This is a genomic window from Streptomyces sp. NPDC059255 (genome assembly GCF_042752355.1).
GTDB lineage: Bacteria > Actinomycetota > Actinomycetes > Streptomycetales > Streptomycetaceae > Streptomyces.
Genome location: NZ_JBHYZP010000001.1, coordinates 657523 through 680845, shown reverse-complemented (window position 1 = coordinate 680845; position 23323 = coordinate 657523). Strand labels below are relative to the sequence as shown.

The window sequence follows — 23323 nt, the reverse complement described above, 5'->3', positions numbered from 1 at the left end:
CCCGGCGTACGTGCCCTGTGCGGTGCGGTGTGTGGCGTGGTCGGCGCGGCTCGGCCGGTCGGGGGATCAGCCGAGAAGGTCGCGGGCCGTGCGGATCATCGCCGCGATGGTGGGCGGCAGCCGTTCCTGGTCCGGGTCGTGGTGCCGGCCCTCGCGGTGCCTGCGCAGGTTGTGGCCCATGATCGCGGCCATCTTCATGCGGCCCAGCGCCCGGAACCAAGCCATCGCCGGCGGCTCCGGCCGGCCGTCGAGGTACGCCGACAGCAGTTCGTCCTCGGTGGGCAGGCCCGGGACGGCGCGTCCCAGCGCGGGGAAGTTGCGGTGGTCGGCGAAGAGCAGGAACCAGCCGAGGTCGGTGCGCGGGTCTCCGGTGCTCCAGATCTCCCAGTCGACGACGGCCACCGCGCGTTCCCCGGCGCACAGTACGTTGCCGAGCCTGAAGTCGCCGTGCAGCAGCACCGGCGGCAGGCCGGGAGGCACCCGGTCGGCGAGGAGGGCGAGCAACTGCTCTGCTCCTGGCCGCAGTTCGGCGGGTACGGCCTGCATGGTGCGGCTCCACCTGGCCAGTTCGCCGGCCGGGTCGAGCGGTGGCGGCGCGTCCAGTCCCTGCGTACGGAGATCGGTGCCGTGCAGCCGCCGCAGCACGGAGGCGATCTCCAGCATCCGCGCCCGTGCCGTCCCGGCGGCCACCTCCGGTGTGTCGAGTACGGGTTCGACGGCCTCCCCGGCGGCGAAGTCCATCGCGAACCAGCCGGGGGCCGCCTCGTCGACGACGGCGACGCCGGGCACCGGCACCGGGCCGCCGGCGAGGGCGCGCAGGACCCGGGCCTGACGCAGCACGTCGTTGCGTCCGACCGGCTCCCGGCCGGGCGGCACCGCTTTGACGACGTACGCCGTGTCCCCGGCGCCGACCGAGTACGTCAGCCCGGAGTGGCCGCCCGGCAGTACCTTCAACTCCCCTACGGTCACGCCGGGATGGCGGGCGGCGAGCCGGTCGCGGACCCGGGCGGCCAGCGTCGGGGACGGCGGGGCCGTGGTCATCGGGAGGGCTCCTTGGGCAGGCCGAGGACGCGCTCGGCGAGGATGGTGCGCTGGATCTCGTCCGTGCCGCCCGCGATGCGGTAGCCGGGCGCGCCGAGCAGGTGCTCCGTCCAGGCGTACGTGCCCCACTCCCCCGTGTCGGCGACCAGGCGGGGGCCGAGCAGCTCGGACACCAGGTCGCTGGTGCGCCGCATGGTGCCGGTCGCGTACAGCTTGCCGACGGAGGCCTCCGCGCCGGGCTCGCGGCCGGCGACGAGGGCGGCGGTCACCCGCTGTCCGATGAGCCGCTGCACCAGGGCGCGTATGTGGAGGTCGGCGGCCCGGACGCGTTCGCCGTCGGTGAGCGGGCGGGGCGGATGGGCGGCGAGCCGCAGCGCCCGGTCGGTGTTGTCCAGCCCGAGGCTCCCGGAGTCGAGCCGCTCGGCGGCCAGCACGGTGAGTGTGACCCGCCAGCCCTCGCCGACGGGTCCGAGCCGGTCGGTGTCGGGCACGACCACGTCGTCCAGATAGACCTCGTTGAAGCTGGCGCCGCCGGTCATCTGCCGGATCGGCCGCACGATCACGCCGGGGGCGTCCATGCGGACGAGGAACACGGTGATCCCTGCGTGCTTGCGTACCTCCGGGTCGGTGCGGCACACGGCGACGCCCCAGGTGGCGGCCCGGGCGCCGGAGGTCCACACCTTGTGCCCGTTGAGTACCCAGTTCTCGCCGTCGCGCTCCGCCCTCGTCCGTACCGCGGCGAGGTCGGAGCCGGCCTCCGTCTCCGAGAAGAGCTGGCAGGCCAGCTCGTCCGTCCGGAGCAGCGGCCGCAGCCAGCGCCGCTTCTGCTCCTCGGTGCCCCAGACGCCGACCGCGGGGGCGACGAGCTGCTGGGTCACCGGGAAGATCTCGGCGCGCCGGGGCACCTCGAAGGCGGCCTCCTCGGCGCGGTAGAGCTGCTCGTAGTAGCCGGGCAGGCCCTGGCCCCCGTACTCCCGCGGCCAGTTGAGCGCGCCCCAGCCCTGGTCGTACCGGAGCCGCTCCCACTCCTGGGCACGGGCGGTGTGTTCGTGTTCCTCCCGCTCGGTCCAGTTCTCGAACACGGCGACGGAGTCGGAGCCGCTGCCCCATCCGCCGTCCGCGGCGACCGGCCGGGCGACCGTGGCGAGCCAGCTCCTGGCCCGGTCGCGGAACTCCGCCGGGGACGGGTCGTCACTCATCTCTTCCTCCTCCACCTGATATCAGCGGGACAGCACCGTGCAGGCGCTGACGCCGGGCGCGCCGTACACATGGGTGAAGCCGGTCCTGGGATCGCCGGGCACCTGCCGCGCGCCGGCCCGGCCGCGCAGCTGCTGGACGATCTCGTAGACCTGGCGCAGCCCGGAGGCGCCGATGGGTTCCCCGTTGGCGATGCAGCCGCCGTCGGTGTTGACCGGCAGCGAGCCGCCGATTGCGGTGGCGCCGGCGGCGATCAGCTTCTCCTGTTCGCCGTCCGCGCAGAAGCCGCACTCGGCCATGTGCATGATCTCGGCGCCGCTCTCGGTGTCCTGGAGCTGGCAGACGTCCACGTCGGCCGGGCCGATCCCCGCCTCCTCGAACGCGGCGGCCGAGGCGTCCCGGCTGACGCTGGTCGGCTCGCCCGCCGGGACCGACGGGCTGAACACCTCGAAGGAGCCGAAGCGCCGGGTGCGTACGGCGACCGAACGCAGCGTGACCGAGGGGCCGTTCATGGTGCGGGCGGCCTCGGGCGAGCAGAGGACGAGCGCCGCCGCGCCGGCCCCCGGGGAGCAGAACATGAAGCGCGTCAGCGGGTCGCTGACCATGGCGGAGTCGAGGATCTCGGCGGCCGGGACCGGTTCGCGCCGCCAGGCCCCGGGGGTCCGGGCGCCGTTGCGGTACGCCTTCTCCGCGACCAGGGCGAGGCTCCGCGGGGTGATCCCGTGGTCGTACATGTAACGCTGGATCTTCATGCCGAAGAACTGGGTGGTCACCATCAGTCCGTCGGTGCCGTACTCCTGGCCCAGGCCCCAGTCCTCGGGGCGTGGGTCGAAGGCGCCGCGCGGGTGTTTGTCGAAGCCGACGGCGAGGGCGACATCGGCCATGCCCGAGCGGATCGCGTTCGCCGCGGAGAGCAGGGCGCTGCCACCGGTCGCGCAGCCGTTCTTGACGTTGACGAACGGCACGCCGGTGAGGCCGAGTTGGGCGACGAGTGTGTCGGCGAGACCGGCGCTGTCGCTGCCGCCGAACGCGGCGCGCACCCGGGGCCATTCGGTCCCGGCGTCCGTCAGCGCGGCGTTCACCGCGGCGACGGCCAGTTGCCGGCCGCTCAGCTCGGACCGGCCGAAGGGGGTGCGCCCGGCACCGCAGATGAGGACGTCGGTGGTCATGTTCCCTCCTCGCCGGGGACCGCGGGCCGGGCCCGCGGCACCCCGTCGCCGGCCGTCACCGTCATCGGCGTGCCGATCCGGATCCCGTCGAGGTCGTCGACGTCGAGTACGGCGGCGACCCGTACCCCGGCCGCCAGCTCGACGTAGCCGAGCGCGAACGGCTCGAAGCCGCCGGACGGGGGCTGGTACGGCGGTGACTTGGGCGCGTAACGCTGCACCGTCCAGGTCCACAGGGTGCCCGCGCCGGACAGGGCCGCCGGGTCGGCCGGCCCTCCGCAGCGCGGGCACGTGTCGTCCGCGGGGTAGAGCGACACCGAGCAGCGGGGACAGTGGGCGCCCGCCAGTCCGGCGGGCCCGCTCCGCGGAGGTGTGGTCATGGGGTTCAGCGCCCCTGCCACTTCGGCTCGCGCTTCTCCAGGAACGCCGAGACGCCTTCCTTGGCGTCCTCGGAGTTGAGCGCCACTCCCACGGCGAGGTGCTCCATGACCATCAGCGACTGGATGTCGGCGTCCAGGCTCCGGTCGATCGTCATCTTGGTGAGCCACATCATGAACGGGCTCTTGTCGACGAGGTCCCCGATGAAGTCCTCGACCGTCGCGTCGAGTTCGCCGGCCGGGGCGGACTTGTTGATCAGTCCGAAGTCGGTGGCCTCGACGCCGGAGAGCAGTTTGCCGGTGAGCATCAGCTCCTTGGTCTTGCGGATGCCGATCATGCGCGGCACACGGTAGATCGGGCCGGCCCCGCCGAAGAGCGAGCGGCGGATGTGGAAGTCACCGATCTTGGCGTCGTCCGCGGCGATGGCGAAGTCGCAGGAGATCATGAGCTCGAAGCCACCCGCGGTGACATGGCCCTCCAGGACGGCGACGGAGGGGGTCTTCATCGAGTAGAGGCGGTCGCACACCTTGGCGGACTTCACCGCCACGTCGATGGCGTTCGACTTGCCGACGTACTCGGCCTTCAGACTGTCGAGGTCGAAGCCTGAGCAGAAGGTGCCGCCGCGACCGCGCAGCACGAGGACCCGCAGTTCGGGGTCCTCGTCCACCTCGGTCACGATCTCGTCGAGCCGGTCCAGGATCGGCACGGTGACGCAGTTCTTCTTCCACGGGCGATTGAGCCAGACACGGGCGACATGACCGTCGCGCTCGAACTGGATCTCGTCTTCCACTGCCATCTCTCATCTCCAAACTGAACTGAATTCACTACGATTCTGGGGAGCCGACGCCCCCCTGTCAACCCCACCATCGACGTCGGTTCACTTCGCGGAAAAGACGGTTGAACCCGCCAGATCGGGGAAGTCGCTCATCTCACTGAACCAAATTCAACATGCTCGACGGTGCCGCGCCGGCCGTCACGCGACCGGGAGGCCGATCAGCCCGGCGAGCCGGGCCCGGTGCTGGTCCGCGGTGCCGAACAGCACCTCGGCGCTGCGCGCGCGGCGCACATAGAGGTGCGCCGGGTGTTCCCACGTGAAACCGATCCCGCCGTGCAGCTGGACGTACTCGGCGGTCGCCAGCAGGAAGGTCTCCGAGCAGACCGCGGCGGCGGCGCTCGCGGCCTCCGGCAGCCTCGGCGAGGCGGCGGCCACGCAGGCGGTCGCGTACGCGGACGCCGAGCGCGCCGCCTCCAGCGCGACCAGCACATCGGCGAGCCGGTGCTTGACCGCCTGGAAGGAGCCGATCGGCCGGCCGAACTGGGTACGTTCCCGTACGAAGCACACCGTGTCGTCCAGCGCGTGGGCGCTGCCGCCGACCTGCTCGGCGGCGAGCCCGGCCCGCCCGGCGTCGAGGGCCGCCGTCACCTCGCCCGACGTGCCGACCGGCGTCGCGGGCGCGCCGCCGAACTCCACCAGTGCCTGGCGGCGCGTCCCGTCCAGGACGCGGCGCGCCGTCCGTACGCAGGTGTCCGGAGCCGGCTCGCAGGCGAACAGCCGGGGCCCGTCGGCCGTTCGGGCCCGCACCAGCAGCAGCTCGGCGCCGGCTCCGTCGAGCACGAAATCGGCCGCGCCCCGCAGCACCCAGCCCGAGCCGCCGCGCTCGGCGCCGACATCGGGCCCGCGGCCCTCGGCGCCGTCCCCGAAGCCGGCCACGGTGGCGGTGAGCGTGCCGTCGGCGATCCGCGGCAGATAGCGCTCGCACGCGGACCCGTCACCGCTGTACAGCAGGGCGTGCGCGGCGAGGACCACCGTGGGCAGCAGTGGCGCGCAGGACAGGACGCGCCCGGACTCCTCCAGCGCCACGGCGAGCTCGGCGAAGGTGAAGCCGGCCCCGCCGTACTCCTCGGGGATCGCCAGCCCGTGCACGCCGATCTCGCGGGCCATCCGCGTCCAGAGCCGCTCGTCGTGACCGCGCGGGGTGGCGGACTGCTCACGGAGCGCCTCGGAGCCGTGGGTGTCGGCGAAGAAGTCCCGGAGGACGGTGCGGAGTTCCCGCTGCTCCTCGGTTTCGGGCAGGAGACGCGGGTCGCCTTGGTGCGGACGGGGGCTCATGGGGTCTCCAATGCGCTCGGGTACGGGACGGGACGGGGGCGACACAAGGGTTTTTGAAATTGAACTCAATTCATGAACGGTACGTGCCGAATCCCCGGGCGGGCAAGATGCGCGCCCCGCGACCCGTATTGAACTGACTTCGTCTCTGTTACCGTCACGGCATGGGACTGACAAGACCCCCGGCGGCCACCATGCGGGCCGTGCGGATGACGGCCTGGGGAGAGGAACCGGCGTACGGGACGGTCGAGCGCCCCGTTCCGCGGGGCGCCGAGGTGGTGGTGCGTGTGGAGGCCACCGGGCTCTGCCACTCCGATCTGCACATCGTGGACGGCCCCGCGGGCGCGCTCCCCTACCGGCTGCCGTTCACCCTCGGGCACGAGGTGGCCGGGGAGGTCGTGGCCCTGGGCCCGGACGCCGGCGGACGGACCACCGGTGAACGCGTCGTGGTGTACGGCCCGTGGGGCTGCGGGGAGTGCGACCGCTGCGCCGCGGGCCGCGACAACTACTGCGACCGGCGCGGCGAACTGGACTGGCACGGTGCCGGACTCGGCCGGGACGGCGGGATGGCCGAGTACGTACGCGTCCCCTCCGCCCGGTACCTGGTGCCGATCGGCGACCTGCCGGCCGACCGGGCGGCACCGCTCACCGACGCGGGGCTGACCTCGTACCACGCGGTCGCGGGGGTACGGGAGGCGCTCGGCGAGGGCACCACCGCCGTGGTCATCGGCGTCGGCGGGCTCGGTCATCTGGCGGTCCAGATCCTGCGCGCGACCACCCCGAGCCGGGTGCTGGCGGTCGACATCCGCGAGAGCGCGCTCGACCTCGCGCACCGGTCGGGGGCCCATTTCGCCACGCTGGCGCAGGAGGACACCGCGCGGGTGCTGAGGGCGCGGACCGGTGGGGTGGGAGCCGACGCGGTCCTGGACTTCGCCGGCACGACCGCCTCCCTGGAGCTCGCCACCGGCGTCCTGCGCCCGGGCGGGGAGCTCTCGGTGGTCGGCAGCGGCGGCGGCCGGCTGACGGTCCGCAAACCGGGCGCCCTCCCGCCGGGGTGCCGGCTGTCGCTGCCGTTCTGGGGCACCCGGGCCGAACTGGCTGAGGTGGTGGCGCTGGCACGCTCGGGTGCGCTCCATGTCGAGACCGAGCGGTTCCCGCTCTCCGCCGCGGCCGAGGCGTTCGGGCGGCTGCGGCGCGGGCAGGTGCGAGGGCGGGCCGTACTCGTACCCGGGTGATCCGCGCGGAGGCGTGCGGCTGATCGTCTCGGAGGCGTGCGGCTGATCGTCTCGGAGGCGTGCGGCTGATCGTCTCGGAGGCGTGCGGCTGATCGTCTCGGAGGCGTCCGGCCGGAGGCCGCCGTGCCGGCCTCCACCGCCCCGGTCGCCCGCCGTCGTCAGCCGTCGTCGGTCGGGCGGGGGCCGGGGGGATCCGGCGGCCGCCCGGTGCCGGGTGCTGTGAGGAGGTGTTCGATGCGGTCGAGCCGGTCGTGGAGGGCGCGCACATCGTGCGAGATCCCGGCCCGCCCGCCGTGTGCGGCGCGTTCGAACACGGCGGCCAGTTCGTGCAGGTCGCGCCCGGCGTCACCGACGAACCAGGTGGCGACGGCCGCCGTGACGACGCTGAACACGGAGATCCCGGCGAGGAGTACCACCGAGGCGATGACCCGGCCCGGCGCGGTGACCGGGTACAGGTCGCCGTACCCGACGGTGGAGGCGGTCTCGACGGACCACCACAGCGCGAGCGGGAAGGACGTGATGGTCGCGTGCGGCGCCGACCGCTCGAACGGGACGATGATCCACGAACCGGCGAGCAGCACGACGGCCACCGCGACCAGGGCCCAGCCGGCCGCCCGTACGTGAAGACGCTGCCACCGCTCACCGCCGAGCAGCCGTTTCAGCACACGGGTGAAGGACAGCAACGGCACGGACCCACCTCGCTCCGGCGGCGGACAACGCTCGACCGCCCCGAAACTACCCGTGCCGTGACGGTCCCGGGGCCCTGACACACGCGGCGCACGCGCGGCACGCGCGCGCCCCGGCCGTGCGGCGGCGGAGGCTTCGCCGGGGGGCTCCGGGGTCGATCGGGAGCGTCGGGTCAGCGCGGCGTGACGAGGCGTCGTACCGCGTCCCGGACGACCGCGACGCAGTGTTCCTCCGACAAGCCGTCGGTCCCGGAGGCCCGTGCCCAGTAGGTGGCGGTCGCGAGGATCATCTGGAGGAGTTCCCCGGGATCCCACGCCCCGTCGACGGTGCCGGCGGCCTGGGCCCGCCGCACGGCTTCGATCTTCCGCTCCGCGTGCGCGCGGACGTCGCCGGTCCTCAGGGCGCGTTCACACTCCTCCTCCAGCCGCATCCAGGCCATCATCCGCAGGTCGTCCGGGTGCCGGAAGAAGTGCCCGGCGAGCCGGCCCGCGTACTCCACGAGGTCGCCGTCATCGATCCCGACGGCCATCGAACTGCGCTCCACGGCACCTCGGACGGCCTCGTCGAACAGCGTCCGCTTGTCGCCGAAGTACGCGTAGAGCCGTTCCTTGCTCGCCCCGGCGTTCCGCGCGATCCGGTCGACGCGGGCGCCGCCCACGCCGTGGCGGATGAACTCGTCCATGGCCGCCTCAAGGATCCGCTGTCTCGCTTCCGCGCCTGTCCTTCGCATGGCGAGCAGCGTACATACAAACAAGTTTGTTTGACTTGGCCACCGAGCGGTCGCAGACTGCTCCCATCCGCGAACCGAACTGTTCGTCCCGGCCCGGCGATCCGCGAGAGGACGACCGCCCGGCGCCCCGCGGCACACTCTCGGCTCGCCCGTTCATCCGAACCGAAAGAGGGACTCCTCATGGCCGGCACGCACGGATCCTCCGTCGACATCGCCACCCCGGACGGAACCGCCGACGCCTATCTCACGCACCCGGACGACGGCGCCCCGCACCCCGCCGTCCTGTTCTACATGGACGCCTTCGGGCTCCGCCCCCATCTGAGGTCCATGGCCGACCGCCTCGCCTCCGCCGGTTACACCGTCCTGGTCCCCAACGTCTACTACCGCCACGGCCGCGCTCCCGTGGTGGAGCTGCCCGAGTTCATCAACCCCGCCGACCGCCCGGAGATCTTCGAGAGCATCCGCCCCGCCGCTGGGACCCTCACCCCCGAGGGGGCCGTGCGGGACGCCGGTGTCTATCTCGACTGGCTGGCGGCCCACCCCCTGACCACGGGCGGCCCGGCGGGGGTCACCGGCTACTGCATGGGCGCCGGCCTGGCCCTGCGCACCGCCGGGGGACACCCGGAGCGCGTGGCTGCCGCGGCCGGCTTCCACGGGGCGTACCTCGCGACCGACGCCCCGGACAGCCCCCATCTGCTGGCCGACCGGATCACCGCCGAGCTCTACTTCGGCCACGCCGATCAGGACCGGACCAACCCGGCCGAGCAGATCGACCGCCTCGGCAAGGCCCTCGGCGCGGCCGGTGTCCACCACCACTCCGAGGTCTACGCCGGCGCCCACCACGGCTTCACCCAGGCCGACACGTCGATGTACAGCGCCGAGGCGACGGAACGCCACTGGACCGCCCTGCTCGACCTGTTCGGCCGTACCCTGCGCTCCGGCTGACGCACGGGGGCATCGGCAACTGCCGTGTAAACCGGGGAAGTTGGAGTGGCCGGTTACGGATGAGGGGGTATGGCGGCGGGGGGCCCGCCGCGCACATACTCGAATCTCCGAAGCCCGGGAGGGGAACCTCATGGCGCAACCGCTCACTGTCGGTGCCGAAGAGGAGTTCTTCCTGGTCGATCCGGGCAGCGGGGCGGCCGTTCCCGCCTTCGAGGCGGTGAGCGCCGCCGCGTCGTCCGCCGGACCCGCGCGCCGGCTCCAGCCGGAGGTGTCCTCGGCCCTGATCGAGGCGGTGACGGAGCCGCATCGCGAACTCTCCCTGCTCGCCGACGACATGCGCTCCTTGCGCGCCACCGCCGCGGCCGCCGCCGAGGCGGCCGGCTGCGCGGTGCTGGCCTGCGGGACGGAGCTGCTGGCCGGGCCGTACATGCCGCCGACCGGGAGCTCCCGCTACCGCGCGATCCACCGGAAGTACGGCGCCCACGTGTTCGGTCATATCCCGTGCGGCCTGCATGTCCACGTCGGCATGCCCGACCGGGAACACGCCGTGCGGGTGAACAACCACCTCCGGCCCTGGCTGCCCACACTCCAGGCGCTGGCGGCCAACTCCCCCATCATGCTGGGAGAGGAGACCGGATACGCGAGCTTTCGGTCAATGTGGTGGGCCTACACACCGGTGGCAGGCCCGGCTCCGCTGGTCGCCGACGCGAGTCAGTACGACGCCCTCCTCGACAGCCTGGTCGCCTCGGGGGTGATCCTCGACCGGAAAATGGCGTACTGGTTCGCCCGCCCCTCCGAGGACGTGCCCACCATCGAGATACGGGTCATGGATGTCTGCCCCACCAGCGACACCGAGATCCTGCTGGTGGGACTGGCCCGCGCGCTGGTCACCACCTGCCTGCAGGCAGTGGAACGGGATGCCCAAGTCCCCCAGGTTGCCGAGCAGTTGCTGACCGCCGCCCACTGGCAGGCCGCCCGGTACGGCCTGGAGGGCGACGCCCTGGACGTGGCCTCCGGGCGTCCGCTCCCCGCCTGGACACTGGTGGAACGGCTGGTGAAGCACGTCACTCCCGCCCTGTCGGACGCGGGGGACCTCGCCCTCGTCAGCGATCTGCTGCTGGACCTGCGTACGCGTGGCTCCTGGGCCGGCCGGCAGCGGAGGATCCTCCAGGAGGGGGGCACACCGGCCGACGTGTCGGCGTATCTCCGCTCCTTGTTCCTGGTGTGACGCCTTCCGCGGTTCGGCACCTTGTACGGGCTCCCGCCCCGCGGCTACCGTCCCTGCCGTCCCTGCACACCGACCAGGAGGCTCAGTGACGGCATCCGCGCCCGAACCCGCACCCGTCCCCGTACTTGAACCCGCACCCGCGCCCGCCCCGCCCGGCGGCGTCGACCCGGCGTGGCTGCCGCCCGAGGTCTTCCGCCCGATCGGTTCCCGGCGCACCCTGATCGCCGGGACGGGGCCGCTGGTGGAGACGGTGCACGGTGAAGTGGCGGACGCCTGCGCCCGGTTCGGGGGGCAGGTCGTCAGGGACGCGCGGACTCAAAACGCGCGGACCCGGGACGTGCCGTACGACGTGGTGCTGGAGGTGGCCGGGGGCGTCGGCCCGGACGCCCTCGGCGGCGAGGGGTTCGCGCTGGTACGGGCCGACGGCGTCACCCGGGTGACGGCCGGGGGCCAGGCCGGGCTGCTGTACGGGCTCTTCCATCTGGTGCGGCTCGGCGAGGCCGCCTTCAGGGGCGAGCGGCCCCGCGAGGTGCACCGCCCGGCGCTGGCGCTGCGGATGCTGGACCACTGGGACAACGTCGCCGTCCATCCGGTGATGGGCCAGGTGGAGCGGGGTTACGCGGGCGGCTCGCTGTTCTGGCGGGACGGCCGGGCCCGGGGCTCGCGGGGCGAGCTGGAGCGGGTGCGCCGGTACGGCCGACTGCTGGCCGCGTGCGGCGTCAACGCGGTGGCCGTGAACAATGTGAACGTGCACCGGGCCGAAGCACGGCTGCTGACCGACCGGATCGGCGAGGTGGCCGCGATCGCGGACGCCCTGCGCCCGTACGGGATCCGGACACATCTGTCGGTCTCCTTCGCCTCTCCCGTCCTGCTCGGCGGCCTGCCGACCGCCGATCCGCTGCACGAGGCGGTGCCCGGCTGGTGGGCGGAGACGACCCGCCGGGTGTACGCGGCGGTGCCCGACTTCGGCGGGTACGTGGTGAAGGCCGACTCCGAGGGGCAGCCCGGCCCGTTCACCTACGGCCGCAGCCACGCGGACGGCGCCAACCTGCTGGCCGGGGCGCTCGCCCCGTACGGCGGTACGGTGCACTGGCGGGCCTTCGTCTACGACCACCGGCAGGACTGGCGGGACCGGTCGACGGACCGGGCCCGCGCCGCCTACGACCACTTCGTGCCGCTGGACGGCGAGTTCGCGCCGAACGCGGTGCTCCAGGTGAAGCACGGGCCGCTGGACTTCCAGGCGCGCGAGCCCGTCTCCCCGGTGATCGGCGCGATGCCGGACACCCGCCTCGCGGTGGAGCTGCAGGCCACCCAGGAGTACACGGGACAGCAGCGGCACGTGTGCTGGCTCGGGCCGATGTGGAGCGAGGTACTGCGGTTCCGCCCCCGGGGCGAGTCGCACCCGGGTGTCGGGGAACTGGCGTGCGGCGGCGGCCTGGTGGCGGTGTCGAACGCCGGTGACGACCCGTTCTGGACCGGGCATCCGCTGGCTCAGGCCAACCTGTACGCGGTGGGCCGGCTGGCCTGGCAGCCCGACGCCGACCCGCGCGCGGTCCTGCGCGAGTGGATCGAGCTGTCCTTCGTCCCCGGGGAGAGCGCCGACCCCGGGCGGCTGCGCGAGGGGCTGCACGCGGTCCTAGACGGCTCGTGGCACACGTACGAGAAATACACGGCGCCGCTCGGGGTCGGCTTCATGGTGCAGCCGGGGCACCACTACGGGCCGAGTGTGGACGGCTACGAGTACAGCCCCTGGGGCACCTACCACTTCGCCGACCGGGACGGCGTCGGCGTCGACCGCAGCCGGGCGACCGGCACCGGATTCGCGGGGCAGTACGCGAAGCCGTGGGCGGAGGTGTACGAGTCGCCCGGAACCTGCCCCGACGAACTGCTCCTCTTCTTCCACCATGTGCCGTACGGACATGTGCTGCACAGTGGCAAGACGGTGATCCAGCACATCTACGACACCCACTTCGACGGGGTGGCGGAGGCCGAGGAGGCGCGCCGGGTGTGGGCCGGGCTCGCGGACCTGGTGGAACCGGCCAGCCACGCCAGGGCTGCGGAGCGCTACGAGGAGCAGGTGCGCGGCGCCCGCGAGTGGCGCGACCACATCAACACATACTTCTTCCGGAAATCCGGTGTGCCGGACACCCACGGGCGCCGTATCCACTGACCACGCGGCGGCCCCGGGAGCGGAGTCCGTCCCGGGGCCGCCGGGTGTCAGTGGGCGCGGCCCTGCTCCGGGCGCAGCACACGGACTCCGTACGGGTCCAGTGTGAGCGTCTCACCGCGCTCGGCCCGCTTGCCGGTGAGCAGGTCCACGGCCGTGGCGTGGGCGGTCACGGACACCGGTTCGGGCGCGTGGTTGAGCAGGAAGAGCAGCCGGGTGCCGTCGGGGGCGGTGCGGGCGGCGGTCTCGACCGACGGGTGGTCCGCGTACGGGCCGACGAGTCCGTGGCGGGCGAGGACGCGGCGTACCACCCAGTCGACACCCGGCTGGTCGAGTGCGGTCGCGACGTACCATCCCTCGCCCCCGCTCGCGCCGACGGGGTGGCGGGTGACGGCCGGGGTGCCCGCGTAGAAGTCGGCCCGGTAGGTGCCGACCGGCTCGGCGCCCCTCGGCAGCACGATCTCGAAGACCAGGCGTGCCTCGGTGTGCAGGGCCTCGTCGCCCGTGCCGAGCACGACCGGGTTGGCGGTGTCGGCCGGGCGCGCGTCCCACTCGTCGACGCGGACGCCCAGAAGACCGGCCAGCGGGCCGGGGACATCGGTGAGGAACGCGTTGTCGTGCTCGTCGACGCGGCCGGAGAGGAACGTGGTCAGGACGGTGCCGCCGCGCGCGGCGACGGCCTCCAGGCGCGGGGCCAGATCGCCTTTCACCATGTGCAGGACGGGGGCGATGACCACGTCGTACGGGGTGAGATCGGCGGTGACCGCCACCACGTCCACGTCCGCGCCCGCCGCACGGGCGGCCCGGTAGTAGGTGTGGACCACGTCCTGGTAGCGGACGAGGCGGGACGGCCCGTCCGAGAGCTCCAGTGCCCACCAGCTGTCCCAGTCGAAGAGCAGCGCGGTACGGGCCGGGGTGCGGGCGCCGAGCGTGGCCGCGCCCAGCTCCGCCAACTCACGTCCCAGTTCCGCGACTTCACGGAAGACACGGGTGTCCTCGCGGCCGGCGTGGCCGATGACCGCGCCGTGGTACTTCTCGCAGGCGCCGCGCGAGGCGCGCAGCTGGAAGTACAGGGCGGCGTCGGCGCCGTGGGCGACCGCCTGCCAGGTGGCCAGCCGCAGCTCACCGGGGCGCCTGAGCGGGTTCACCTCGCGGCAGGCGGTGGTGGAGGGGGTCTGCTCCATGAGCCAGAAGGGCGCGCCGTCCTTGAGACCGCGCATCAGGTCGTGCCCGAGCGCGGCCCGGGTGGGCGGGGCGTCGAGCGGTGGATAGCTGTCCCAGGAGGCGAAGTCGAGATGGGGCGCCCAGCGGTGGTAGTCCAGCGGGCGGTAGGTGCCCATGAGGTTGGTGGTGACCGGTGTGTCCGGGTCGTGGGCGCGGATCGCCTCCTTCTCGCCGAGGAAGCAGCCGAGGAGGGCGTCCGTGGTGAAGCGGTGGTAGTCGAGGGTGATGCCCTGGAAGGCGGTGTGGTCGGGTCCGCGCCAGTGCTCGGTGAGGGCGCTGGGCGCCTCGATCTCCTCCCATTTCGTGTAGCGGTGCGACCAGAAGGCCGTGCACCAGGCGTCGTTGAGGGCGTCGAGGGTGCCGTACCGCTCGCGCAGCCAGGTGCGGAACGCGGCGGCGCACCGGTCGCAGTAACAGGCGCCGCCGTACTCGTTGTTGATGTGCCAGGCGAGCAGGGCCGGGTGGGCGGCGTAGCGCTCGGCGAGGCGGTCCGCGAGGGCGGTGGAGAGCCGGCGGTACGCGCGGGAGCACGGGCAGAAGTTGTGGCGTTGTCCGTAGCGGTGGCGGCGGCCCTCGAAGTCGGTGCGGTTGACCTCGGGGTGGGCGCGGGCCAGCCAGGGCGGGAGGGCAGCGGTGCCGGTGGCGAGGCACACGCGCCGGTCCTCGGCGGCGGCGCGGTCGAGGATGCGGTCGAGGACGGTGAAGTCGTAGGTGTCCTCGGCGGGTTGGGTGAGCGCCCAGGAGAAGACACCGACCGTGAGGGTGTCGATACGGGCCGCGCGGAAGAGGCGGTGGTCCTCGTCCCAGACGGGTTCGGGCCACTGCTCCGGGTTGTAGTCGCCGCCGTAGGCGATCCTGTCGGTCTCGGGGGTGGTCATACGGTGAAGTCCTCCTGGGCCTCGGTGATCACCGGGCGGGTCGTGTGGAGCAGGCAGAGCAGCAGTGGCGCGGCGAGCAGGGCGGGCAGGGCCTCGGTGAAGAGCACGGTGAGGCCGGCGGCGAGGGCGAGCAGGGAGGCGGTGCCGAGCGTGGCCCCGCCGTGCCGGAGCAGGAGGTACGCGGCCAGGCGGGCGGTGTCGGCGGTGCGGAAGGTGAAGAGCGAGGCGAGCACGAGCGCGTACGTGCCCCACAGCACCGACACCAGACCGGTGAGCACCAGCAGCCAGGCCCACCAGCGAGGAAGCCCCGCGGCGGGGAAGTGGGCGAGCGAGAAACCGATGACCGAGAGCCAGCCGAGCAGCGGAGCCCACAGCTTGAGCACGGGCACGGCGTTCAGCCGCCAGCCGCGCGTGTACACCCGGGCCGGACGGAGCTCCGTGAGGTCCCGGCCGCGGCGGTGGAGCGCGTACAGCGCGGCGGACAGGGCGGGGCCGAGCGGCAGCAGACAGACGGCGGCGAGCGGCAGGTTGGACGCGCTCCGGGCAAGGAAGAGAAGGGCGACGAAGCCGGGTGAGGCGGCCACGAGGACCATCAGCTGGGTGATGAGCAGGGTGTGGACGAGGGCGGCGGCCCGGGAGAGCGTTCCCGTACCGAAGGTGTGGCGGCGAGCCGCCTCGGGGGTACTCATCCTGGCTCCTTCTCGGGGCCGGCCCGGCGGCCCGGTGTGCGCCGCCGGGCCGCGTGGTCCGGCGTACGGTGGCGGCCCGGACGGTCCGGGCAGCCCGGTGTGCACCGTGGGACCGAGCGGTCCGGTGTGCGGTGGTGCGGGGCCGGGCCGGTCATCGTCAGCCGTTCTCCTTCTTGAACCGTTCGTACGCCTTGTTGGTCACGTCGACGAACTGCTGCATGTTCTTGGCCTTCAGTTCGGCGACGTAGTCGTCCCATTCGGACAACGGCCGCCTGCCAAGGGCGAACTGGAGGGTGTTCTGCTTGACGTGGTCCCTCAGCGGGGTCTCCCAGAGCGTGGCCTGCTCCTGCTCCATGGCCTGGAGCGGGTGGGCCGGCTCGACGGGGAGCCGCTCGCGCCGGGCCATCGAGTCCTGGAACGCCTTCTCGTCCGCCGTGAAGGAGGACGCGACCAGGGACCAGGTGCCGCCGTAGGCGAAGACTCCGTTGGAGAACCCGTAATCCTTCTGCAGGTCCTTCTTCGCCTCCGGGTTCAACCCCAGGACCTTGATGCCGTCGAGGGGCTGGTACCGGCCGGGCCCGGAAGTCGTGTATGTGACGTTCCTGACGCCCCACTTGGCGAATTCCTGCCCGGCGTCCGAGTACCACAGCCAGTCCACGAACTGCATCAGCGCGACGAAGTTCTCGCTCTTCAGGGCCTTGCTGGAGATCAGCATGCCGTTCTCCAGGCGGCTGCCCGCCACCACCGGGCCCGCCGGGCCGATCGGCACCGGGATCATCTCCACGGTGGCGCCCTTGATCTGCTTCGCCAGGTTGTTGCGGTACTCGTCCGCCAGGACCTGCGGGTTGCCGCTGATCACGAAGGACTTGCCGCCGAAGAGCTTCTGCTTGGCCTGGTCGTCGGACTGGGTGAAGCTCTCCGGGTCCACCAGACCGTCGGAGACCAGCTTCCTCAGGTAGGTGAGCATCGCGCGGTACGCGTCCATGGCGCCGGTGAAGACGAACTGCCGCGCCTCGGCGTCCCAGGTGGCGTTCTGATATCCCCAGCCCCCCTTGGTGCCGTAGGACGGGGCGAGGAAGTTGAGCAGCGCGCCGCCCGGCTCGGGCTGGTTCCAGCGGTCCGAGAGGGGATACACGTCGGGGTGGGCCTCCTTGAGGCCCTTCAGCACCGCGTGGACCTCGTCCCAGGTGGTCGGCAGGTCGAGCCCGGCCTTCTCCAGTACGTCGGTGCGCAGGGCGAGGGAGTAGCCGGGCTTCACCTTCTCGTGCAGGCCCGGCAGGACGTAGTACTTGCCGTCGGCCTGCCGGACGGAGTCCAGGTCGGCCGCCAGCCCCCACTTCCTGACCTTGTCCTGGAAGTGCGGCATCAGGTGCGCGTACTCGCCGACCGGGAGGATGGCCCCCGAGGAGACGAACGCGGTCTCCGCGCCCGGGTACGTCTTGGGGATGAGGAAGGGCGCGTCCCCCGCCCCGATGAGCAGGCCCCGCTTCTTCTCGTAATCGCTGTACGGGACGGCGGTCGCCTTGAGTGTGACGCCCGTACGCCGGGTCAGCTCCTTCCAGAAGAGCCAGTCGTCCTTGAGCGGATAGGTCGGCATGTTGTTGTGGAGGATGGTGAAGGACAGCGGCTCGGTGGCCTTGAACTGGTCACCCACGCCGTACTTCTTCATCGCGCCGGCCTGTTTGCTCGCGAGGTCCTTCGCGTCCCCGTCGGCCTCGCCGCTGCCGCAGCCGACGAGAACGGTGAGGCCGGCGAATCCGGCGGCGGCGAGCAGGCTCCGCCGCGAAAGCTGTCCGGAGTTCTTCACGGATACTCCTTTGTTCCGTATGCGGGTGTTCCTCCGTGATGGAGCGGGGTTCTTCCCGTGGTGGAGCGGGGTTCTTTCCGTTGCGCGGTCCCGGCCGGTCTCCGGTCAGCCCTTGACCGCGCCGAGGGTGACGCCGGATACGAAGTAGCGCTGGACGAACGGGTAGACGGCGAGGATGGGAAGGGCGGTGAGCAGAATCGTCACGGCCTGGATGTTCGCCCCCACCTGGGTGAGCTGCTCCGACTCGGCGCCCAGGTTTCCCCCGCCGGTCGCACCGGCGATCATGTTGCGGAGATAGACGGTGACCGGCATCAGTTCGGCCCGGTCCATGTAGAGGAAGGCCCCGAACCAGGAATTCCAGAAGGAGACCGAGTAGAAGAGCACCATCGTCGCGATCACCGCTTTGGAGAGGGGCAGCACGACCCGGAGCAGAATGCCGTAGGTGCTCAGCCCGTCGATCTGCGCGGCCTCTTCGAGTTCGGTCGGCAGCCCCTCGAAGAACGCCTTCATCACGAGCAGGTTGAAGACGCTGATCGCGTTCGGGATCACCAGCGCCCACAGTGTGTTCTTCATGTCGAGACTGGTGATGAGGACGTAGTTCGGGATCAGGCCGCCGGAGAAGAACATGGTGAAAACGGCGATGCCGATCAGCGCGCCACGGCCCTTCAGCTGCCGCTTCGAGAGGACGTACGCGTAACAGGTGGTGAGCACCATGGCGACGACGGTGGCCACCACCGTGTAGAGGACGGTGTTGCCGTAGTTCCGCCAGAACATGCCGTCCGAGACGACGAGGCGGTACGTGGTCAGGTTGAAGCCCTCGGGCAGCAGGCTCACCTGGCCGGCCCGGATCCGGTCCTCCGCGCTGAGGGAGCGGGCGATGATGTTCACGAAGGGGTAGAGGGTCACGGCCACGACCCCGGTGAGGATCAACCCGTTCACCCCTTGGAAGACGCGGTAGCCCCGGGAGGGCCGGTGCACCGAGACGCGCGGGCGCGGGGCGCGGCGGCGGGGGCCGCCCGTCAGGGTCACCACAGGCTCGTCCCCACCGTGCGACGCGAGAGCTGATTCGCGGAGAAGATCAGTACGAGGCCGATGACCGCCTCGAACAGGCCGATCGCGGCGGCGTAGCTGAAGCTGTTGGACTCCACCCCGGCGCGGTACAGATACGTGGAGATGACGTCCGCGGTGGGGTAGGTCAGCGGGTTGTAGATCAGCATGATCTTCTCGAATCCCACCGCCATGAAGGTGCCGATGTTGAGGATCAGCAGCGTGATCATGGTGGGGCGGATGCCGGGCAGGGTGATGTGCCAGATCTGCTGCCAGCGGTTGGCGCCGTCGATGCGTGCCGCCTCGTACAGCTGGTCGTCGACGGTGGTGAGCGCGGCGAGGTAGAGGATGGTGCCCCAGCCGGCGGTCTGCCAGATCTCCGAGCCGACGTAGACCGTACGGAACCACTCGGGTTCCTGGAGGAACGGGACCGGATCGTGGCCGAAGGTCCGCAGCGCGTGGTTGACGGGTCCGTCCGTGGCGAGGATCTGCATCGTGATGCCCGCGACGATCACGACGGAGAGGAAGTGCGGGAGGTACGACACCGACTGCACGAACCGTTTCAGCGCGCGGGTGCGCACCTCGTTGAGCAGCAGCGCCAGCACGATCGGGATCGGGAAGCAGAAGACGAGGGTGAGCGTGCCCAGCCACAGTGTGTTGGTGAAGACCTGCCAGAAGGTGGGGTCGCTGAGGAACATCCGCACGTAGCGCAGGCCCACCCAGCCCTCGCCCAGGATCGAACCGCCCGGCTCGAAGCGGCGGAAGGCGATCACGTTCCCGATCATCGGCAGATAGCGGAAGACCAGGAAGAACAGCAGTGGCAGCACCGCCAGCGAGTACAACTGCCAGTCGCGGCCCAGTGCTTGGCGCCAGGTGCGGCGCGCGACGGGAGGCGTACCGGGCGTGGGATGTCCGCCGGCCGGCCGCGGCTCCGGGGGGCCGTGCGGCGGTTTCCGCGTTCCGTCCGGCGGTGGGTCCGGTGCGGTGGAGGTGCTCATGCTCGGGCCTCCGTGGTGTGGGCGGAGTGGATGGCCGGGCCCGGGGGCCGGCCGCAGAGGGTGGTGGTGCGTGGGTGGTTCCTGGCGCGCCCGTCGCCCCGCACAGGGGGCGTCAACTCCGCACAGGGGCTGTTACCGTCCTCCGGAGATGTTCGACCGGACAGCGGAACGGCCGGACGGCTGTGCGCCGTCCCCGACCGCCCTGCGAGGTTCCGTGCCCGCCTTCGATCTCCCCCTGGACGAGTTGCGGCGCTACCGCCCCGTGCTCGACGAGCCCGCCGACTTCGACGCCTTCTGGCAGGACACACTGAAGGAGGCCGAAGAGGAGACGGAAGGGGCCGGCCCGGTGGTGTCGCAGTGTCCCGTGGACACCGGCCTGCGGCTGGTCGAGACGTGGGACGTGACCTTCCGCGGATTCGCCGGCGAAGCGGTGCGCGCCTGGTACACGCGCCCCGCCGGGGTGTCGGGCGCCCTGCCCGCCGTCGTCGAGTACGCGGGGTACGGGCGGGGGCGCGGGCTCCCGCACGAACGGATCACCTGGCCCGCCGCCGGGTTCGCGCACCTCCTCATGGACAACAGGGGTCAGGGGGACCGGTACGGCTGCGGTGGCGACACCCCGGATCCGCACGCCTCCGCGCCCGGTGGCCCCGGACCCGCCGCGCGCGGCCTGCTCGCGCCGCGCGACTACCACTACCGGCGGCTGATCACCGACGCGGTGCGCGCCGTCGCCGCCGTGCGCGCGCTGCCGGGCGTGGACGGCGCCCGGGTGGCCGCGGTCGGCAACAGCCAGGGCGGAGGGCTGGCGCTGGCGGTCGCCGGCCTCGTCCCGGACCTCGCGGCGGTGCTGGTGAGCGCCCCGCTGCTGTGCGGGATCCGCCGCGCGCTGGACCTCGCGGGCGCCGGGCCGTACGACGAGATCGCCGCGTACCTCGCGGTGCGCCGCGAGGCCGCGGGCGCCGCGCTGCACACGCTCTCCTACGTGGAGGGGGCGTCCTTCGCGCGCCGCGCCCACGCACCGGCGCACTTCGGTGTCGGGCTGCGCGACACGGTCTGTCCGCCCAGCGGCGCCTTCTCCGCCTTCAACCGCTACGGCGAACTGACCGGCCGGGAACCGCGCCGGGAGATGCACACCTACCCCTTCAACGGGCACGAGGGGGGCGACGCGGTCCACGTGCGCGGACAACTCTCCTGGCTGCGCGCGGTGGTGGACGACGCGGCGGGCGGCGCGGACGGCGACGCGGCGGGCGGTGTGGTGGGCGACTGAGTGACGGAGGTGTCCCCCGGGACCCCTCGGACCTGGACCGCGGGTGTTCACGCCGTCGCGGTCGACCCCCTGCCACAGGCCGACGAGTTGGGCGAGCTTCTCCTCCAGCGTCATGGCGGCGATCAGATCGAGGACGGCGACCCGGCCGCGCCCGAGGCCGACCGCTTCGTCATTGAGGGCAGACACGTATCACTTCTCCGCGTTCGGCGGGCCGTCCCGCAATTCCCGGCAAGTGGATCTCTGCAACCGCCCGCAAGAGTTGCGGCGGATTCATGACGCGGACGCTAAGTCCGGGTAAAAACGGGTGTCAAGGAATCGGATAGGAACTCGCGGATCACCTGTGGTTTGCATGAGGAGTTGGCGGAATATTCCGCCAACTCTTGCGGGAATTTGCGGTACAGCCGTACCGTCAGAGCGCTCTACGAGAGGGATCCGGCATGACCGGTCGGGCAACGATGGCGGCGGTGGCCAAGGCGGCGGGGGTCTCGATCTCCACGGTGTCACGGGTCCTCGCCGACAAACCGGATATCTCCGAGGAGACACGGGGCCGCGTCACACGGGCGGCGAAGGAGACCGGATATGTGGCGCGCAAGGGACGGCAGCAGCCCCAGGACGGCATCCTCGACGTCCTCATCGAGGGGATCGCCACCCCCTGGGCGGGGGAGCTGATATCCGGAGTGCAGACCACCGCGTTCAGCCTCGGGTACCGACTCGCGCTCACGACCACCGGCCACCCGCGCTTCAGCATCCGCGACTGGATCGCCGTCCGCAGGACGCGCCCCACGGACGGGGTGATCCTCGTGCTCTCCCGCGCCCGCCACGACGAGATCGCCGCGCTGGCCGGTCTGTCGGCCCCGCTCATCCTGCTCGACCCGGTGGGCACCAGCGAACCCACCATCCCGACGGTGGGGGCCACGAACTGGTCGGGAGGGGCCGCCGCCACCCGGCACCTCCTCGAACTCGGGCACCGGCGGATCGGGTTCATCGGCGGGCCCGCCGAGATCCAGTGCACCCGCGAGCGGCACGAGGGCTACCTCGCCGCGCACCGTGAGTTCTCGGTCGCCCCCGACCCCGCTCTCACCCGCTACGGGGACTTCCTCCTCACCGGCGGAGTCGCCCACGGTGCCGCGCTGCTCGACCTCCCGGACCGGCCCACCGCCGTCTTCGCCGGCTCCGACGGGCAGGCCGCCGGCGTCTACCAGATGGCCCGCGCGCGCGGACTGCGCATCCCCGAGGAGCTCTCCGTCGTCGGGTTCGACGACACCACGATCTGCACGATGCTCGCCCCTCCGCTGACCACGGTCCGCCAGCCCCTGGCGGAAATGGCAGCGGAGGGAGTACGGCTCATCGCACAGGAGCGGGCACGGCCCGGTTCGTCGCAGGGGCGGCGGATCGAGCTCGCGACCTCGCTCGTCGTCCGGGACAGCACCGCACCGCCCGCCGCCGTCGAGGGGACGCCCTCGGTCAGCACCTGACCCGCTGGAGGAGACCGCGATGAACGGACGGACAACCGGACGGACGGCCGTACGGATGACCACGGTGGCCGAGCTGGCCAACGTCTCGCAGAGCGCCGTCTCCAAGGTGCTCAACGGCCGCCCGGGCCCCTCCCCCGCACTGCGGCAGCGGGTCATGGACGCCGTCGCGGCGACCGGCTACCAGTGGCATCGCCGCGCACCGCGCCACGGGTCGGTGGGGGTGGTGTTCGGCAGTGTGGGCAGCGCCCTCAACGCGCCCCTCCTGCGCGGGTTCTCCGCCGTCCTCCGCGCGGCCGGCCGGCCGCTCACCGTCAGCCATGCCGACGGCGACCCCGACTGGCTGGAACAACTGCTCGCGCACCGCCCGGCCGGCGCCGTGTGCGTCCTGTCCCCCGTGCCGCCCGAGGTGCGCCGGCGGCTGGCCGAGGCCGGGCTGCCCACCGTCATCCTCGACACGATCGGCGACGCCCCCGCGGAGATGAACGCCGTCGGGGCCACCCAGTGGCGCGGCGGGGCACTGGCGGCCCAGCACCTCACGGGGCTCGGCCACCGCAGGATCGCGCTCATCACCGGACCGCTGGACCTGGTCTGCTGCCGCGCCCGCTTCGGCGGATACCTCTCGGCGCTGCGCGAGGCGAACATCCGCCCGGACCGGGCGTTGATCCGTTCGGTACGGTTCCAGGCGGAGCCGGCCCGGCGCGCCGCCCACGCCCTGCTGGACGACTGCCGGACCCCGACCTCCTTCGTGACCGGCAACGACCTCCAGGCCTTCGGCGTGATCGAGGCGTGCGCCGAGCGCGGGCTGCGGGTCCCCGAGGACGTCTCGGTCGTCGGATTCGACGACGTCGACGCCGCGCGGTCGTCGGCCCCCGCCCTGACCACCGTCCGCCAGCCCTTCGAGGAGATGGCCGCCGAGAGCATCCGGGTCCTGGGCGCGGTCACCGACAACCCGTCGCCGGACCCCGTCCGGCTCGACATGTCGGTGGACCTCGTCGTCCGGAAGTCGACCGGTCCGCCCGCCGGCCACGGCGGTCGGCCGGAGTGAGCGCTCCGCGCCCGG

At 72.3% G+C, this 23323-nt stretch carries 20 protein-coding genes; 7 read left to right on the top strand and 13 right to left on the bottom strand.

The features are described from left to right. Window positions 1–66 precede the first annotated feature (66 nt). The 6 genes from ACFXKG_RS02980 to ACFXKG_RS02955 form a co-directional block, all read right to left on the bottom strand. The gene (locus ACFXKG_RS02980; protein ID WP_384831242.1) at window positions 67–1041 is read right to left on the bottom strand and encodes a phosphotransferase family protein; all 975 of its coding nucleotides are present in this window, start codon (window positions 1039–1041) and stop codon (window positions 67–69) included. After that, a complete protein-coding gene (locus tag ACFXKG_RS02975) occupies window positions 1038–2240 on the bottom strand; it encodes an acyl-CoA dehydrogenase family protein (RefSeq protein WP_384831239.1) in 1203 nt (400 codons plus the stop codon). Before ACFXKG_RS02975 ends, ACFXKG_RS02980 begins: the two co-directional genes overlap by 4 nt. A gap of 21 nt (window positions 2241–2261) precedes the next feature. Then, window positions 2262–3407: a thiolase family protein gene (locus ACFXKG_RS02970; protein ID WP_384831236.1), complete on the bottom strand. Its 1146-nt coding sequence runs from the start codon at window positions 3405–3407 to the stop codon at window positions 2262–2264. Next, entirely contained in the window at window positions 3404–3784 is a 381-nt protein-coding gene (locus ACFXKG_RS02965) for a Zn-ribbon domain-containing OB-fold protein (protein ID WP_384831233.1), read from the bottom strand. The genes ACFXKG_RS02970 and ACFXKG_RS02965 overlap by 4 nt, the downstream gene beginning before the upstream one ends. 5 nt (window positions 3785–3789) lie before the next feature. Beyond that, the gene (locus ACFXKG_RS02960) at window positions 3790–4578 is read right to left on the bottom strand and encodes an enoyl-CoA hydratase/isomerase family protein (protein WP_384831230.1); all 789 of its coding nucleotides are present in this window, start codon (window positions 4576–4578) and stop codon (window positions 3790–3792) included. A 177-nt stretch (window positions 4579–4755) separates the two neighbouring features. Beyond that, window positions 4756–5892 (bottom strand): acyl-CoA dehydrogenase family protein, encoded by a 1137-nt coding sequence (locus ACFXKG_RS02955; protein ID WP_384831227.1) that lies wholly within the window; start codon window positions 5890–5892, stop codon window positions 4756–4758. Window positions 5893–6083: 191 nt separating this feature from the next. Between ACFXKG_RS02955 and ACFXKG_RS02950 the strand changes: the two genes are divergently transcribed. Continuing rightward, window positions 6084–7124 carry an NAD(P)-dependent alcohol dehydrogenase gene (locus ACFXKG_RS02950; protein WP_384831795.1) on the top strand — a complete coding sequence of 347 codons (1041 nt, stop codon included), beginning with the start codon at window positions 6084–6086 and terminating at the stop codon, window positions 7122–7124. Window positions 7125–7282: 158 nt separating this feature from the next. Here ACFXKG_RS02950 and ACFXKG_RS02945 read toward each other — a convergent pair whose 3' ends face one another. Next, a complete protein-coding gene (locus tag ACFXKG_RS02945; RefSeq protein WP_384831223.1) occupies window positions 7283–7813 on the bottom strand; it encodes a potassium channel family protein in 531 nt (176 codons plus the stop codon). Between the two features lie 170 nt (window positions 7814–7983). Continuing rightward, on the bottom strand, window positions 7984–8541 hold the full coding sequence (locus ACFXKG_RS02940) for a TetR family transcriptional regulator (protein WP_384831220.1): 558 nt from the start codon (window positions 8539–8541) through the stop codon (window positions 7984–7986). Window positions 8542–8721: 180 nt separating this feature from the next. On the opposite strand from ACFXKG_RS02940, the gene ACFXKG_RS02935 reads away from it, so the two are divergent. The 3 genes from ACFXKG_RS02935 (at window position 8722) to ACFXKG_RS02925 (ending at window position 12884) form a co-directional block, all read left to right on the top strand. Next, window positions 8722–9486, top strand: a complete 765-nt coding sequence (locus ACFXKG_RS02935; RefSeq protein ID WP_384831218.1) for a dienelactone hydrolase family protein — start codon at window positions 8722–8724, stop codon at window positions 9484–9486. Between the two features lie 130 nt (window positions 9487–9616). Then, window positions 9617–10714 carry a glutamate--cysteine ligase gene (locus ACFXKG_RS02930; RefSeq protein ID WP_384831215.1) on the top strand — a complete coding sequence of 366 codons (1098 nt, stop codon included), beginning with the start codon at window positions 9617–9619 and terminating at the stop codon, window positions 10712–10714. A 175-nt stretch (window positions 10715–10889) separates the two neighbouring features. Further along, window positions 10890–12884: an alpha-glucuronidase gene (locus ACFXKG_RS02925; protein ID WP_384831792.1), complete on the top strand. Its 1995-nt coding sequence runs from the start codon at window positions 10890–10892 to the stop codon at window positions 12882–12884. A 47-nt stretch (window positions 12885–12931) separates the two neighbouring features. On the opposite strand, the gene ACFXKG_RS02920 is transcribed toward ACFXKG_RS02925, so the two are convergent. The 5 genes from ACFXKG_RS02920 to ACFXKG_RS02900 all read right to left on the bottom strand — a co-directional run bounded on the left by ACFXKG_RS02920 (window position 12932) and on the right by ACFXKG_RS02900 (window position 19524). Continuing rightward, window positions 12932–14983, bottom strand: coding sequence for a beta-galactosidase (locus tag ACFXKG_RS02920; RefSeq protein ID WP_384831212.1), 2052 nt, complete (start codon window positions 14981–14983; stop codon window positions 12932–12934). Continuing rightward, window positions 14980–15672 (bottom strand): hypothetical protein, encoded by a 693-nt coding sequence (locus tag ACFXKG_RS02915; RefSeq protein ID WP_384831210.1) that lies wholly within the window; start codon window positions 15670–15672, stop codon window positions 14980–14982. Before ACFXKG_RS02915 ends, ACFXKG_RS02920 begins: the two co-directional genes overlap by 4 nt. A 157-nt stretch (window positions 15673–15829) precedes the next feature. Continuing rightward, window positions 15830–17479 (bottom strand): extracellular solute-binding protein, encoded by a 1650-nt coding sequence (locus ACFXKG_RS02910; RefSeq protein WP_384831207.1) that lies wholly within the window; start codon window positions 17477–17479, stop codon window positions 15830–15832. 105 nt (window positions 17480–17584) lie between these two features. After that, window positions 17585–18457 carry a carbohydrate ABC transporter permease gene (locus ACFXKG_RS02905; protein WP_384831789.1) on the bottom strand — a complete coding sequence of 291 codons (873 nt, stop codon included), beginning with the start codon at window positions 18455–18457 and terminating at the stop codon, window positions 17585–17587. 47 nt (window positions 18458–18504) lie between these two features. Then, on the bottom strand, window positions 18505–19524 hold the full coding sequence (locus tag ACFXKG_RS02900; RefSeq protein ID WP_384831204.1) for an ABC transporter permease: 1020 nt from the start codon (window positions 19522–19524) through the stop codon (window positions 18505–18507). Window positions 19525–19738: 214 nt separating this feature from the next. On the opposite strand from ACFXKG_RS02900, the gene ACFXKG_RS02895 reads away from it, so the two are divergent. From ACFXKG_RS02895 to ACFXKG_RS02885, 3 genes are all read left to right on the top strand, one after another. After that, complete coding sequence (locus tag ACFXKG_RS02895) at window positions 19739–20788, top strand: acetylxylan esterase (RefSeq protein WP_384831786.1); 1050 nt, start codon at window positions 19739–19741, stop codon at window positions 20786–20788. Between the two features lie 437 nt (window positions 20789–21225). Then, window positions 21226–22263 carry a LacI family DNA-binding transcriptional regulator gene (locus ACFXKG_RS02890; protein ID WP_384831201.1) on the top strand — a complete coding sequence of 346 codons (1038 nt, stop codon included), beginning with the start codon at window positions 21226–21228 and terminating at the stop codon, window positions 22261–22263. A 19-nt stretch (window positions 22264–22282) separates the two neighbouring features. Next, window positions 22283–23308, top strand: coding sequence for a LacI family DNA-binding transcriptional regulator (locus ACFXKG_RS02885; protein ID WP_384831199.1), 1026 nt, complete (start codon window positions 22283–22285; stop codon window positions 23306–23308). Window positions 23309–23323: the final 15 nt, after the last annotated feature.

Bases quoted from the DNA above. Each gene is read 5' to 3' on its own strand.
- ACFXKG_RS02980 (WP_384831242.1), bottom strand. From the start codon at position 1,041: ATGACCACGGCCCCGCCGTCCCCGACGCTGGCCGCCCGGGTCCGCGAC.
- ACFXKG_RS02975 (WP_384831239.1), bottom strand. From the start codon at position 2,240: ATGAGTGACGACCCGTCCCCGGCGGAGTTCCGCGACCGGGCCAGGAGC.
- ACFXKG_RS02970 (WP_384831236.1), bottom strand. From the start codon at position 3,407: ATGACCACCGACGTCCTCATCTGCGGTGCCGGGCGCACCCCCTTCGGC.
- ACFXKG_RS02965 (WP_384831233.1), bottom strand. From the start codon at position 3,784: ATGACCACACCTCCGCGGAGCGGGCCCGCCGGACTGGCGGGCGCCCAC.
- ACFXKG_RS02960 (WP_384831230.1), bottom strand. From the start codon at position 4,578: ATGGCAGTGGAAGACGAGATCCAGTTCGAGCGCGACGGTCATGTCGCC.
- ACFXKG_RS02955 (WP_384831227.1), bottom strand. From the start codon at position 5,892: ATGAGCCCCCGTCCGCACCAAGGCGACCCGCGTCTCCTGCCCGAAACC.
- ACFXKG_RS02950 (WP_384831795.1), top strand. From the start codon at position 6,084: ATGCGGGCCGTGCGGATGACGGCCTGGGGAGAGGAACCGGCGTACGGG.
- ACFXKG_RS02940 (WP_384831220.1), bottom strand. From the start codon at position 8,541: ATGCGAAGGACAGGCGCGGAAGCGAGACAGCGGATCCTTGAGGCGGCC.
- ACFXKG_RS02935 (WP_384831218.1), top strand. From the start codon at position 8,722: ATGGCCGGCACGCACGGATCCTCCGTCGACATCGCCACCCCGGACGGA.
- ACFXKG_RS02930 (WP_384831215.1), top strand. From the start codon at position 9,617: ATGGCGCAACCGCTCACTGTCGGTGCCGAAGAGGAGTTCTTCCTGGTC.
- ACFXKG_RS02920 (WP_384831212.1), bottom strand. From the start codon at position 14,983: ATGACCACCCCCGAGACCGACAGGATCGCCTACGGCGGCGACTACAAC.
- ACFXKG_RS02915 (WP_384831210.1), bottom strand. From the start codon at position 15,672: ATGAGTACCCCCGAGGCGGCTCGCCGCCACACCTTCGGTACGGGAACG.
- ACFXKG_RS02900 (WP_384831204.1), bottom strand. From the start codon at position 19,524: ATGAGCACCTCCACCGCACCGGACCCACCGCCGGACGGAACGCGGAAA.
- ACFXKG_RS02890 (WP_384831201.1), top strand. From the start codon at position 21,226: ATGACCGGTCGGGCAACGATGGCGGCGGTGGCCAAGGCGGCGGGGGTC.
- ACFXKG_RS02885 (WP_384831199.1), top strand. From the start codon at position 22,283: ATGAACGGACGGACAACCGGACGGACGGCCGTACGGATGACCACGGTG.